Source organism: Phytopseudomonas straminea (assembly GCF_900112645.1).
In the GTDB taxonomy this organism is placed as follows: domain Bacteria; phylum Pseudomonadota; class Gammaproteobacteria; order Pseudomonadales; family Pseudomonadaceae; genus Aquipseudomonas; species Aquipseudomonas straminea.
The window spans coordinates 117,036-129,695 of sequence record NZ_FOMO01000008.1; the positions used below are offsets into that span (position 1 = coordinate 117,036).

Annotated in this window: 12 protein-coding genes; 8 read left to right on the plus strand and 4 right to left on the minus strand. The window is 63.4% G+C overall.

From position 1 onward, the window contains the following. The first annotated feature begins 189 nt into the window (after nt 1-189). Nucleotides 190-1,125, plus strand: coding sequence for a GntR family transcriptional regulator (locus BM279_RS18380; protein WP_093506094.1), 936 nt, complete (start codon nt 190-192; stop codon nt 1,123-1,125). Nucleotides 1,126-1,143: 18 nt separating this feature from the next. Here the strand turns inward: BM279_RS18380 and BM279_RS18385 are convergent, their stop codons facing one another. Beyond that, complete coding sequence (locus BM279_RS18385) at nt 1,144-1,740, minus strand: acyl carrier protein phosphodiesterase (protein ID WP_093506247.1); 597 nt, start codon at nt 1,738-1,740, stop codon at nt 1,144-1,146. A 155-nt stretch (nt 1,741-1,895) separates the two neighbouring features. Here BM279_RS18385 and BM279_RS18390 point away from each other — a divergent pair, with 155 nt between their 5' ends. Together BM279_RS18390 and BM279_RS18395 are read left to right on the plus strand one after the other, a co-directional pair. Further along, on the plus strand, nt 1,896-2,207 hold the full coding sequence (locus BM279_RS18390) for an ArsR/SmtB family transcription factor (RefSeq protein ID WP_093506096.1): 312 nt from the start codon (nt 1,896-1,898) through the stop codon (nt 2,205-2,207). A gap of 75 nt (nt 2,208-2,282) precedes the next feature. Then, nucleotides 2,283-3,332 (plus strand): alkene reductase, encoded by a 1,050-nt coding sequence (locus BM279_RS18395; protein ID WP_093506098.1) that lies wholly within the window; start codon nt 2,283-2,285, stop codon nt 3,330-3,332. Nucleotides 3,333-3,394: 62 nt separating this feature from the next. On the opposite strand, the gene BM279_RS18400 is transcribed toward BM279_RS18395, so the two are convergent. The 3 genes from BM279_RS18400 to BM279_RS18410 form a co-directional block, all read right to left on the minus strand. Then, nucleotides 3,395-4,267, minus strand: coding sequence for an ATPase (locus BM279_RS18400; protein ID WP_093506101.1), 873 nt, complete (start codon nt 4,265-4,267; stop codon nt 3,395-3,397). A gap of 171 nt (nt 4,268-4,438) precedes the next feature. Beyond that, complete coding sequence (locus BM279_RS18405; RefSeq protein ID WP_093506103.1) at nt 4,439-5,425, minus strand: NAD-dependent epimerase/dehydratase family protein; 987 nt, start codon at nt 5,423-5,425, stop codon at nt 4,439-4,441. A 62-nt stretch (nt 5,426-5,487) separates the two neighbouring features. After that, nucleotides 5,488-6,381, minus strand: coding sequence for a LysR family transcriptional regulator ArgP (locus BM279_RS18410; protein ID WP_093506106.1), 894 nt, complete (start codon nt 6,379-6,381; stop codon nt 5,488-5,490). A gap of 106 nt (nt 6,382-6,487) precedes the next feature. Between BM279_RS18410 and BM279_RS18415 the strand changes: the two genes are divergently transcribed. From BM279_RS18415 to BM279_RS18435, 5 genes are all read left to right on the plus strand, one after another. Further along, nucleotides 6,488-7,090, plus strand: a complete 603-nt coding sequence (locus BM279_RS18415; protein WP_093506108.1) for a LysE/ArgO family amino acid transporter — start codon at nt 6,488-6,490, stop codon at nt 7,088-7,090. Between the two features lie 63 nt (nt 7,091-7,153). After that, nucleotides 7,154-7,993, plus strand: coding sequence for an EamA family transporter (locus BM279_RS18420; RefSeq protein WP_093506110.1), 840 nt, complete (start codon nt 7,154-7,156; stop codon nt 7,991-7,993). Nucleotides 7,994-8,169: 176 nt separating this feature from the next. Beyond that, nucleotides 8,170-8,751: a superoxide dismutase [Fe] gene (sodB, locus tag BM279_RS18425; protein ID WP_013790284.1), complete on the plus strand. Its 582-nt coding sequence runs from the start codon at nt 8,170-8,172 to the stop codon at nt 8,749-8,751. A 232-nt stretch (nt 8,752-8,983) separates the two neighbouring features. Then, nucleotides 8,984-11,047, plus strand: coding sequence for a putative bifunctional diguanylate cyclase/phosphodiesterase (locus BM279_RS18430; protein ID WP_093506112.1), 2,064 nt, complete (start codon nt 8,984-8,986; stop codon nt 11,045-11,047). Nucleotides 11,048-11,243: 196 nt separating this feature from the next. Continuing rightward, on the plus strand, nt 11,244-12,581 hold the full coding sequence (locus BM279_RS18435; RefSeq protein WP_093506114.1) for an imelysin family protein: 1,338 nt from the start codon (nt 11,244-11,246) through the stop codon (nt 12,579-12,581). Nucleotides 12,582-12,660 lie beyond the last annotated feature (79 nt).

Here is a 12,660-nt window from a genome sequence, read left to right on the forward strand (position 1 = left end):
AATATTGCCGAAGGCCTCGTGAATCGACCCGACCATTATTGATCTTTAGAATAATAAAAAACAATCTACCATTGAAAAGCATCAGCTACCCGGCATCTTTTCGTGGCCTCGTTTACGTAGCAGAATGCAGCGCCTGCCCGCTGATCGGCGCCGGCGAACCACCCCAGACAGGAATCGACGCTCACTGCCATGGCCCAGGACAACACCCCGTCGGCGGTACTCACTGCCCTGCAGAAGCGCGTCGCCCGCGAGGTGATCGCCTACGTGCGCCGTGAGCGCCTGCCCATCGGCCACCACCTGGCCGAATCGCACCTGGCACAGACGCTGAACACCTCACGTACGCCGGTGAAGTTCGTGCTCAACCACCTCGCCGAGCGCGGCATGCTCAAGCACGACCGCAATCGCGGCTTCTTCCTGGCCCGCGCCGCGGAAGACCTCAACGAGCTGGTACAGGAAATCGCAGAGGCCGAGGAAGATTCGGTGTATCGCCGCTTCGTCGCCCTGCGCCTGTCGCGGCAGTTGCCGGAGCAGTTCACCGAGATCGAGCTGATGCGTCAGTTCGATGTATCTCGCGCGGAGCTGCGCGCGGCGCTGCTGCGTATGCAGCAGGAAGGCTGGGCCGAGCAGCGTAGCGGCCAAGGCTGGAAGATGCTGCCGGTGATCGACTCCATCGAGGCTTACGAGGAGAGCTTCGCCTTTCGCTCGATCATCGAGCCGGCCGGTCTTTTGTCGCCGACCTTCCAGGTCGACCGCGAGCTGCTGGCCAGCTGCCGCAAGCAGCAGGCGTTCATCGCCGAGGGCGGTTACCTGAGCATGACCATCGAAGAGCTCTACGAAGCCAACTCGCGTTTCCACGAGATCATCGCCGGCTTCTCCGGCAACCGCTTTCTGCTGCAGTCGCTCAAGCGTCTGGATCGCCTGCGCCGCCTGGTCGAATATCGCGTGGACGTGTCCCGTGAACATCGCCGCGCCCAGGTCGAACAGCACCTGGAAATCCTCGACCTGATCGAACAGGGCGACCGCCTCGCCGCCGCCGACCGCATGCGCGCGCATCTGGAAGGCGCACGACGCAAGAAGGTCGACGCCACGCTGTTCGACAAATTGCAGAACACCGGTCAGGACTGATAACCGGCTGGGGCTCGCTCAGCCAACGGCGGGTGTCAGTGCCTCGCGCTGCTCCCGGGCGAAGGCCATCAGCTCGGGATAGAACACGCTGAAATCCTCGCTCAACGGCTCGTATAGACGGCGCAGCTCGTCCAGCCCGCCATCTAGCAAGCCTGGCCGTGACAAGCGCCGCGACATACCGGTGATCACCTGTCCCAGCACCTCGAACTCCTCGTAGCTACCCAGCCAGTCCTGGGCCGCCATACGTGGGGCGATGCGCTGCAGGCTGCTAGGGAGTTGCGGTTCGGCGGCCAGCACGCGATAGACGCGGTCGGTGAAATGTTGCAGCGGCTGGTCGCTGTAACGCTGCCAGTCGCGAGCCAGGCAATGATCGAAGAACAGGTCGAGAAAGATCCCGGCCACCCGACGCCGTTCGACGGGAAAACGTGCCCGCGCCCTGGCCTGCAGCGGATGGTTGTCGGTAAAGGCGTCGATGCGCCGATGCAAGGCGATACCCGCCTCGATGGTGGCCGGCCATTGCCCGGCCAGCGGCCCTTTGACGAAATCGCCATACAGGCTGCCAAGCAGTTCGGCGGGCGCATAGCCGCCCAAATGAAGGTGTGCGAGGTAGTTCATGCCGCCCAGCTTAAAGCCTCGGTCGGCTGACCGCGATAGGCGCGCCATCATGCCGCTCGATATGCACTATCTCCTTGAACGATCTGTATATCGCCAAGTCTCGATATAAAGTTCGCCCCATCGCGATATACCGTTGCAGCTGCGCAGGAGAGCCGATGAGACCCGAAGAGTTGGACCTGGACGAAGTGATCAAGGCCCTGGCCCACCCCGTGCGCCGCGAAATTCTGCGCTGGCTGAAAGAGCCCGAAGCGCACTTCGTGCAGCCCGATCACTCCTTCGAAATCGGCGTATGTGCCGGCAAGTTCGACCAGGCCACCGGGCTGTCTCAATCCACGGTTTCGGCCCACCTGGCCACCCTGCAGCGCGCCGGCCTGGTAACCAGCCGCAAGGTTGGCCAGTGGAATTTCTTCAAACGCAACGAGGCGACCATCGCGGCCTTTATCGAGCGCATCACCCGTGAGCTCTGAGCAATATGCGTTGCAACCAGAACTGTTAACCCGTCCATCAACCCGTACCAAGCGAATGTTTCGAGGATCTAGGCAATGACCACACTGTTCGACCCCATCAAGATCGGCGATCTGGAACTCGCCAACCGCGTCATCATGGCGCCGCTGACCCGTTGCCGCGCCGACGAAGGCCGCGTGCCCAACGCCCTGATGGCCGAGTACTACACGCAACGCGCCTCGGCTGGCCTGATCATCAGCGAAGCCACCTCGGTCACGCCCATGGGCGTGGGCTACCCGAACACGCCCGGCATCTGGTCGGACGACCAGGTGCGTGGCTGGAGCGGCATCACCAAAGCGGTGCACGCCAACGGCGGCAAGATCGTTCTGCAACTCTGGCACGTGGGCCGCATCTCCGACCCGGTCTACCTGAACGGTGAACTGCCGGTCGCTCCCAGCACCATCAAGCCAGCGGGCCACGTCAGCCTGATCCGCCCGATGAAGGACTACGTGACTCCGCGCGCCCTGGAAACCGAAGAGATCGCTGATGTAATCGAGGCCTACCGCCAGGGCGCCGAGAACGCCAAGGCAGCCGGCTTCGACGGTGTGGAAATCCATGCCGCCAACGGCTACCTGCTCGATCAGTTCCTGCAGGACAGCACCAACCAGCGCACCGACAACTACGGTGGCAGCCTGGAAAACCGTGCCCGCCTGCTGCTGGAAGTCACCGATGCGGTATTGAGCGTGTGGGAGCCGGGCCGCGTGGGCGTGCACCTGGCGCCGCGCGCCGACAGCCACGACATGGGCGACTCCAACCGCACCGAAACCTTCACCTACGTGGCACGCGAGCTGGGCAAGCGCAACATCGCCTTCCTGTGTGCCCGTGAGCACGAGGCCGACGACAGCCTGTCGCCGAGCCTGAAAGAGGCGTTCGGCGGCGTGTTCATCGCCAACGAAGGCTTCACCAAGGATCAGGCAAACGCCTGGCTGGCCAGTGGCAAGGCTGACGCCGTGGCCTTTGGCGTGCCCTTCATCGCCAACCCGGACCTGCCCGAGCGCCTGCGCCAGGACGCGCCGCTGAACGAGCCGCACAAGGACACCTTCTACGGCTCCGGCCCGGTCGGCTATATCGACTATCCGCGTCTGTAATTTTCTTTAGCTCCAAAAAAAGCCCGCGTAAAACGCGGGCTTTCTCATATCTGCGACTCGGATCAACGCGCGTCGATCTGCTGCTGCAGGTTCTGAATCTGCGCCTGCAGGGTATTGATGCTGCGGGTGGTCTGCGCACGATAGGCATCGAACTCAGCGGTGCTGCTGCCGCTGTTGCTGGCTGCCGGGCGATTGTCAATCTCGCTCTTGAGCACCAGCATGTCCTGCTCCAGGCGCTCGACAGCGGCGTTGGAATTGCCGGCCTTCTTCAACGCCTCGACTTCACCGGACAGGCTCTTGATCTGGGTCGCCAGCTTGCCGGCGTCGCCCTGGCTGCTCTTCAGCGAAGCCAGTTCGGTTTTCAGATTCGCGAGCTCGCTTTTCAGCGCGTCCTGGCCGCTGCCCAAGCTCTTCAGGCTGTCGCCGTACTTGCCGGCATCGCCCTGAGCGGTCTTGAGGTCGGCGACAAGTTGCTCGATGCGCTTGTCCTGGCCGCTCTGCTGGCCACCGGCAGCCTGCTGCTGCTTACTCAGCTCGTTCAGCTTGTTCTCCAGCTGACGCACCTGCAGTTTCAACGCTTCGCTGCCACTGGTGGAGGTCGACTCGGCCGCCACCACCTTGCCGGAAATATCCTGAATGCGCCCGGCGGCTTCCTCGCTGATGCGCGCGAAGCTTTCCTGAGTCGCCACCAGTTGCTGCTCCATCAGGCTGATCTGCTGAAAGCTCCACCAACCCAGGCCGGCCAGGGCGATGCTCAGGGCACCAACCAGCGCCCACAGCGGCCCGGTGCTGGCCGCGCGCGGCGCCTTGGCGGCACGTGGCGCCGCGGCAGCACGAGCGTAGGGCTGCGGCTCGGACTCGAAATCGTCGTCATCGCGGCGATCCGGAGTCAGGCTGGGTACGTCATCGAAGTCGTCGTGGGCATCGTTACGCATGTGGGAGACCTTGAGAAAACCAGGGTGGAGGCAAAGTGCCGCGCAGTATACCGATTCACGGCTGTCGCTAGGGTGTCGCAGTGCCAGTAATCGGGGGTTCGCAACGGCCTTTATTGGCCACAGAGACCCACAGCGAGCGGCTCGGGTTCCGCGACAGCCTAATGCGGGCGCCTAGCTCTGCGCTCTCCACCAGCGGCAGAACTCGTCAAGCGCCGGCCACAGGCCATGGCTTGCCTGATAGTCCAGATGCTCCCGGGCCTGGCTGATGTCGAGGGAAAAGTTGCGGCTCATCACGTCCACCGCCAGGCGCGTCAGCGCGGGCTCCGGCCGACCGGGCAGCAGGCTGCACACGCCTTCACTGGCCACCGCCAGGCTGCGCGCCACAGCAACCGGCACATGACGGGTGACCGGTGGTAATTCCAGCTGGCGCAGCACGTAGTTGACCACGTCCCACAGTGGCAGCGGCGCGCCATTGCTAATGTTGTAGGCCTTGCCGAGCGCCGGGCCGGCGGCCAGCAAGGCGCCGAACAGTGCGTCGTTGAGGTTGTGCACGCTGGTGAAGTCGACCTTGTTGAGGCCGTTGCCGATGATCGCCAGACGGCCCTTGCGTTGCAGGGCGATCATCCGCGGAAAGATGCTCACGTCCCCAGCCCCGGTAACGAACCGAGGGCGCAGCGCAAGCACTTCCAGGCCAAATTCCTGAGCGCCGAACAGGCGCTGCTCGGCGAGGAACTTGGTGCGTGCGTAATGGTTGGCGAAGCGTTTGGGCACCTGCTCTTCGCGCAGGCCCATGTGATCGCGGCCATCGAAATAGATCGACGGCGAGGACAGGTGCACCAGGCGGCGCACACCGCGCTTGAGGCAGGCTTCGATGACGTTCTCGGTGAGTACCACGTTGCCCTGGTGGAAATACTCGTAGCGCCCCCACAGACCCACGGCGCCGGCACAGTGCACCACAGCCTCGACGTCGCTGCACAGCGACAACGCCAGCTCGGGATCGGCCAGGTCGCCCGACGTGAACTGCGCGCCGCGGCGAATCAGGTGCTCGAACGCTTCCTCACGGCGGCCGGTGACGCGCACGTCCAGGCCCTGCTCGAGGGCGAACCGCGCGAAACGCCCGCCAATGAACCCGCTTGCTCCGGTGACCAGAATCTTCATCACGCCCTCCGCCCGCTGCTGCGCGCACTATAAGTGCGTCTTGCTGCCAGCGACAGCGGTGCTCATGCCAGCGGCACCAGATAATCGCCGGTATGACGTTGCAGGTGCCGGGTCAGTTGATCGAGCAGTTCGCCGCCGTTGCGCCAGTGGTGCCAGTACAGCGGCACGTCGACGGGTCGGCCAGGCAGCAGCTCGACCAACTCGCCGCGAGTCATGGCCTCGGTCATCTGCGGTTCAGGCACCATGCCCCAGCCCAGCCCTTCGGCAGTCAGGCGCAGGAAGCCTTCGGACGAGGGGCACAGGTGATGCAGAAAGCTGCCCGACAGGCCCAGCTCGCTCAGGTAGCGATGCTGCAGTTGATCATCCGGGCCGAACACGATGGCCGGCACCTGGGCGATGCGCGCGGTGCTAACTCCGCCCGGAAAATGCCGGGCGATAAAGGCCGGGCTGGCCATGGCACGGTAGCGCATGGCGCCCAGCGCCAGGCTCCGCGCGCCGGATACCGGGCGTTCTGCAGCACACACGCAGGCGGCCACGTCACCGGCGCGCATGCGCTTGAGGCCAACCTCCTGGTCCTCGACCACCAGTTCCAGCAGCACCCGGTGGCTGGCGCAGAAGTCCGCTACGGCTCTTGCCCACCAGGTGGCCAGGCTGTCGGCGTTGATGGCGATGCGCAGGCGCTGGGCTTCGCCGTCCGCTTCCAGAGCCGGCACCTGTCGCTGCAGGTCGCGTTCGAGCAGGCGCACCTGCTGCACATGGTTGAGCAGCTGCCGGCCCACATCGGTGGGTGTCGGCGGCGTGGCACGCAACAGCACCGGTTGGCCGATACGTGCCTCCAGCAATTTGATGCGCTGCGACACCGCCGATTGCGACAGACCCAGCACCTGGGCGCCGCGCTCGAAACCAGCCTGTTCGACGACCGCAGCAAGAGCGGCCAACAACTTGTAATCGAGCATCGATTTTCCTAATGAGCGATCAGCACTATTGGTTTTCCTTATACAGATGATCCGCGCAGACTGACAGCCATCAACCGCATTGCTGCGCACTTCAAGGACTCTCATCATGTGGCAGAGCTACACCAACGGCCTGGCGATCACCGCCGGCCTGATCATCGCCCTCGGCGCGCAGAATGCCTTCGTACTCGCGCAAAGCCTGCGCCGCGAACATCATCTGCCTGTGGCGCTGCTGTGCATCGTCTGCGACGCGCTGCTGATCAGCGCTGGCGTGTTCGGCCTGGCGACCCTGTTGCTGCAGAGCGAATTGCTGCTGGGCATCGCCCGCTGGGGCGGCGCCGCGTTTCTGATCTGGTACGGCTCCCAGGCCCTGCGGCGCGCCTGCCGCCCCGCCGGGCTGCAAACCGAGACCGGCGCCTCGCGATCGTTGCGCGCAGTGCTGCTGGCGACCCTGGCGGTGACCATGCTCAACCCCCACGTATACCTGGACACCGTGCTGCTGATCGGCTCGCTCGGCGCTCAGCAGCCGGTGCCCTCGGCCTACGCAGCGGGTGCGGCCAGTGCGTCGATGCTGTGGTTCCTGTGCCTGGCCTTCGGCGCCGCCTGGCTCGCACCCTGGCTGGCTCGCCCGCTGACCTGGCGGATCATCGATCTGGTGGTCGCGGCCATGATGTTCACCATCGCCTGGCAACTGATCGCCAGCCCGCTGTAACGCCCGCATTACCGCGGCCCCAACTGTTATGCTGGGGCCCGCCTGACATGCAACGGAGCAGCCGTGGAAACCAGCGTTTTTGTGATGGTCATTGCCGCCGCGGCTCTGCACGCCGGCTGGAACGCGCTGCTCAAGATCGGTCTGGACCGCTTTCTCACCGCCTCGCTGATTCAGATCGGCGCCGGCATCGTCGCCCTCATCGCCCTGCCTTTCGTGGCCGTTCCTCATGCAGCCGCCTGGCCATGGATCATCCTCTCGGCGCTGCTGCACATCGGCTACAACCTGTTCCTGAGCCGCGCCTACCAACATGGCGATCTCGGCCAGGTCTATCCGATTTCCCGGGGCAGTTCGCCACTGCTGGTGGCGCTGCTTTCAATTCTCTTTCTCGGCGAAATATTGCCCGCCGGCCAGTGGCTGGGCCTGAGTGTGCTGGTTGGCGGCATCTGGCTGATGGCGATCCGCGGCGGCCATGGCGCAAGCAGCCGTGGCCTTTTGATCAATGCCCTGCTCACCGCCCTGTTCATCGCCGGCTACACCCTGGCCGACGCCAGCGGTGCCCGCGCCAATGGCGACCCGCTTTCCTATTCAGCATGGCTGTTCGCGGCCAACGGTCTGGTCGCCGCACTGGTGATCATCGCCCAGCGCGGCCCGGCCGTGGTCTCCGCGCTCGGCCCGCACTGGCGCGCCGGCCTGCTCGGCGGCGCCATGTCGATGCTGGCCTATAGCATCGCCATCTGGGCCATGACCCACGCACCTGTGGCGCTGGTTTCGGCACTGCGCGAAACCAGCGTGGTGTTCGCCCTGCTGATCGGCCGACTGTGGCTCAAGGAAAGCCTGCCACCGCTGCGCGCCATGGCCTGCCTGATCATTCTCGCCGGCGTAGCGATGATGAAACTGGCCTGAAACGCCCCGCAACGGCTCTGGCAAGCTATCCCGCACAGTTGCTGCGTGGTTATGGCGTAGCCCCGGTGCTATGATCCTTGCCCTGCGTCGCAAAGGGTATAAACCCGCCGACGCAAGTTTGGCCGCCCGTGATCGGCCTTGCGCTCATCGCAACTGACCTGATTAGGAGAATAACCATGGCTTTCGAATTGCCGCCGCTGCCCTACGCACACGATGCTTTGCAGCCGCACATCTCCAAGGAAACGTTGGAGTACCACCACGACAAGCACCACAACACCTATGTCGTGAACCTGAACAACCTGGTGCCTGGCACCGAGTTCGAAGGCAAGAGCCTGGAAGAAATCGTCAAGACTTCCTCCGGCGGCATCTTCAACAACGCTGCCCAGGTGTGGAACCACACCTTCTACTGGAACTGCCTGAGCCCGAACGGCGGTGGCCAGCCGACCGGCGAACTGGCTGCAGCCATCGACAAGGCCTTCGGTTCCTTCGACAAGTTCAAGGAAGAGTTCAGCAAAGTCAGCATCGGCACCTTTGGTTCCGGCTGGGGCTGGCTGGTGAAAAAGGCTGACGGTTCCCTGGCTCTGGCCAGCACCATCGGCGCCGGCTGCCCGCTGACCAGCGGCGACACCCCGCTGCTGACCTGCGACGTCTGGGAACACGCCTACTACATCGACTACCGCAACGTACGTCCGAAGTATGTCGAGGCGTTCTGGAACCTGGTCAACTGGGACTTCGTGGCGAAGAACTTCGCTGCCTGAGCCCTGCCTAGGTAAGTAAAGATGCCCTCCTGATGCGAGTCAGGGGGGCATTTTTGTATCCACCATAAATTCACGGCCGCGACGAGCGGCCTCAAGGCCTGTCGTTTTTTTCCGAAACAGACCCTGAGTGCGACAAGATTGGGCGTCGCGCACATGCGGCCTTTGACTGGCACCGCGAGTTTGCCAATACTCAACCCAATCCGGCGCCGGTTATCGCACAAGGAACTGCCATTTGAAGCTGGAACTCAAGCACAGCTTGTCCGTGAAACTGCTGCGCGTGGTGCTGTTGTCCGCGCTTGCCGTGGGCGTGGTGCTAAGCCTCGGGCAGATCGTGTTCGACATGTACAAGACCCGTCATTCGATCACCAGTGACGCCCAGCGTATCCTTGGCATGTTCCGCGACCCTTCCACCCAGGCGGTCTACAGCCTGGATCGCGAGATGGGCATGCAGGTGGTCGAAGGCCTGTTTCGCCACGACTCGGTACGTGAGGCCTCCATCGGCCATCCGGGTGAGCAGATGCTCGCCGAAAAAAGCCGCCCCCTCGCCGACCTGCCCATGCGCTGGCTGACCGACCCGATTCTCGGTGAAGAACAGCGCTTCAGCACACGCCTGGTTGGCCGCGAGCCGTACAACGAATATTACGGCGACCTGAATATCACCCTGGACACCGCGTTGTACGGGGAAAGCTTTCTCACCAACTCGGTGATCATCTTCATCTCCGGCGTGCTGCGCGCACTGGCAATGGGCCTGGTGTTGTATTTGGTCTACTACTGGCTGCTGACCAAACCCCTGGGCCTGATCATCCAGCACCTGAGCAATATCAACCCGGACCGCCCCAGCGAGACCAAGCTGCCAATGCTTGCCGGCAACGAGCGCAACGAGCTCGGCCTGTGGATCAACACTGCCAACCAGCTGCTCGCCTCGATAGAACGTAACACCACCCTGCGACGCGAGGCGGAAACCAGCCTGCAGCGCATGTCGCAGTACGATTTCCTCACCAGCCTGCCCAACCGCCTGCAATTGCAACAGCAACTCGAACAGATCCTCGAAGACTCCGGGCGCATGCAGCGCCGCGTCGCGGTGCTGTGCGTCGGTCTGGATGACTTCAAGGGCATCAACGAACAGTTCAGCTACCAGACCGGCGATCAGTTGCTGCTGGCCTTGTCCGACCGCCTGCGCAGCCACAGTGGCCGGCTCGGCGCCCTGGCGCGCCTGGGCGGCGACCAGTTCGCCCTGGTGCAGGCCGATATCGAGCAACCCTACGAAGCTGCCGAACTGGCGCAGAGCGTGCTCGACGACCTGGAAACGCCCTTCACCCTCGACGACCATCAGGTGCAACTGCGCGCCACCATCGGCATCACCCTGTTCCCGGAAGATGGCGACAGCCCTGAAAAGCTGCTGCAGAAAGCCGAACAGACCATGACCCTGGCCAAGAGCCGCTCGCGCAACCGCTACCAGTTCTACATCGCCAGCGTCGACAGCGAAATGCGCCGCCGCCGCGAGCTGGAAAAGGACCTGCGCGACGCCCTGGCTCTGAACCAACTTCACGTGGTCTACCAGCCGCAGATCAGCTACCGCGACCACAGCGTGGTCGGCGTCGAGGCATTGTTGCGCTGGCAACATCCGCAGCATGGCTTCGTCGGCCCGGACCTGTTCATCCCGCTGGCCGAGCAGAACGGCAGCATCATCCCCATTGGCGAATGGGTACTCGACCAGACCTGCCGCCAACTGCGTGAATGGCATGATCAGGGTTATGGAGAGCTGCGCATGGCGGTCAACCTGTCCACCGTGCAGCTGCACCACGCGGAGCTGCCGCGGGTGATCAACAACCTGATGCAGATGTACCGCCTGCCCGCCCGCAGTCTTGAGCTGGAAGTCACCGAAACCGGCCTGATGGAAGACATCACCACCGCTGCCCAGCACTTGCTGAGCCTGCGCCGCTCCGGCGCATTGATCGCCATCGACGACTTCGGCACCGGCTACTCCTCACTCAGCTACCTGAAGAGCCTGCCGCTGGACAAGATCAAGATCGACAAGAGCTTCGTGCAGGATCTGCTCGAAGACGAAGACGACGCCACCATCGTGCGCGCCATCATTCAGCTGGGTAAGAGCCTGGGCATGCAGGTCATCGCCGAAGGCGTGGAAACCGCCGAGCAGGAGGCCTACATCATCGCTCAGGGCTGCCATGAAGGTCAGGGCTACTACTACAGCCGGCCGCTGCCTGCACGCGAGCTGACTCAATACCTCAAGCAGTCCAGCCGCTCGCAGCGCCTGATTAACCCCGCCACGCTTTGACAGACCGTTGAAAAACTACCTAGCCGCCGGCTTTTTTTAACGGTCTGTTCAATCCCCTCTCCCACCCAATCGCGCAAACCTCGCGATTGGGTGCTGGCACATCGACCCTTTGCTTAAAATGCAAATCTTTCGCATTATGTTACAGCTCGCGTGGAGCCCCACGCGCTCCCCCCATTAACACGCAAAGGATTTCGTCATGATTCGTATGCCCCTGGCCTCTGCCAGCCTGCTGACCATCGCTATCGCCCTGGCGGGTTGCGGCGAAGACAAGGCGCCTGCCAACCAAGCCGCTGCCCCGGCTGCGCAAGCGACCAGCAGCGCACCTGCAGCAGCCGGCGCCTTCGACGAAGCCGCTGCAAAGGCCGTGGTCAAACATTACGCCGACATCGCCTCGGCCGTGTTCGACGACGCCGCCAGCACTGCCAAGAAACTGCAGAGCGCCGTCGATGCCCTGCTCGCCAACCCCAACGATGAAACCCTGAAGGCCGCCCGCCAAGCCTGGCTGACCGCTCGTGTGCCTTACATGCAGAGCGAAGTGTTCCGCTTCGGCAACACTCTCGTCGACGACTGGGAAGGCCAGGTTAACGCATGGCCCCTTGACGAAGGCCTGATCGACTACGTCGATTCCGATTACCAGCACGCCCTGGGCAACCCGGCGGCCAGCGCCAACATCATCGCCCATACTGAGATCCAGGTCGGCGAAGACAAGATCGACGTCACCGAAATCACTCCGGATCTGCTGGCCAGCCTCAACGAGCTGGGCGGTTCCGAAGCCAACGTCGCCACCGGCTACCACGCCATCGAATTCTTGCTCTGGGGCCAGGACCTGCACGGCACCGGCCCAGGCGCTGGCGAGCGTCCGGCTACCGACTATGTAGTGGGTAACGGCGCCACCGGCGGCCACAATGAGCGTCGCCGCGCCTACCTGAAAGCTGCCACCGATCTGCTGGTCGCCGATCTAGACGAAATGGCTGGTCAGTGGAAAGCCGGCGTGGCCGACAACTACCGCGCCACCCTGGAAGGCGAATCCGCCGAGAACGGCCTGCGCAAGATGCTGTTCGGCATGGGTAGCCTGTCCCTCGGCGAGCTGGCTGGTGAGCGCATGAAGGTCGCCCTGGAAGCCAACTCCACCGAAGACGAGCACGACTGCTTCAGCGACAACACCCACAACTCGCATTTCTACAACGGCAAAGGCATTCGTAACGTCTACCTGGGCGAGTACAAGAAGGTAGACGGCAGCACCCTGACCGGCCCGAGCCTGTCCGAGCTGGTCGCCAAGGCTGACGCCGCCACCGACAGCACCGTGAAGGCCGATCTGCAAGCCACCGAAGCCAAGCTGCAGGCGCTGGTCGACAGTGCCGAGAAGAACAACGTGCACTTCGACCAGCTGATCGCCGCCGACAACGCCGAAGGCCAGCAACTGGTGCGCGACGCCATCGCTGCTCTGGTCAAGCAGACTGGTGCCATCGAACAGGCCGCCGCCAAACTGGGTATCAACGACCTGAACCCGGACACCGCCGATCACGAGTTCTGATCGACGCGCTGACCGCGTAACGAAAAAGCCGGTGTGAGCGTTCGCACCGGCTTTTTTATTTGGCCCATGACCGCAGGCG

Coding starts and splice junctions, on each gene's coding strand:
- BM279_RS18435 (WP_093506114.1), top strand. CDS start 11,244: ATGATTCGTATGCCCCTGGCCTCTGCCAGCCTGCTGACCATCGCTATC.
- BM279_RS18380 (WP_093506094.1), top strand. CDS start 190: ATGGCCCAGGACAACACCCCGTCGGCGGTACTCACTGCCCTGCAGAAG.
- BM279_RS18410 (WP_093506106.1), bottom strand. CDS start 6,381: ATGCTCGATTACAAGTTGTTGGCCGCTCTTGCTGCGGTCGTCGAACAG.
- BM279_RS18405 (WP_093506103.1), bottom strand. CDS start 5,425: ATGAAGATTCTGGTCACCGGAGCAAGCGGGTTCATTGGCGGGCGTTTC.
- BM279_RS18390 (WP_093506096.1), top strand. CDS start 1,896: ATGAGACCCGAAGAGTTGGACCTGGACGAAGTGATCAAGGCCCTGGCC.
- BM279_RS18385 (WP_093506247.1), bottom strand. CDS start 1,740: ATGAACTACCTCGCACACCTTCATTTGGGCGGCTATGCGCCCGCCGAA.
- BM279_RS18400 (WP_093506101.1), bottom strand. CDS start 4,267: ATGCGTAACGATGCCCACGACGACTTCGATGACGTACCCAGCCTGACT.
- BM279_RS18395 (WP_093506098.1), top strand. CDS start 2,283: ATGACCACACTGTTCGACCCCATCAAGATCGGCGATCTGGAACTCGCC.
- sodB (WP_013790284.1), top strand. CDS start 8,170: ATGGCTTTCGAATTGCCGCCGCTGCCCTACGCACACGATGCTTTGCAG.
- BM279_RS18415 (WP_093506108.1), top strand. CDS start 6,488: ATGTGGCAGAGCTACACCAACGGCCTGGCGATCACCGCCGGCCTGATC.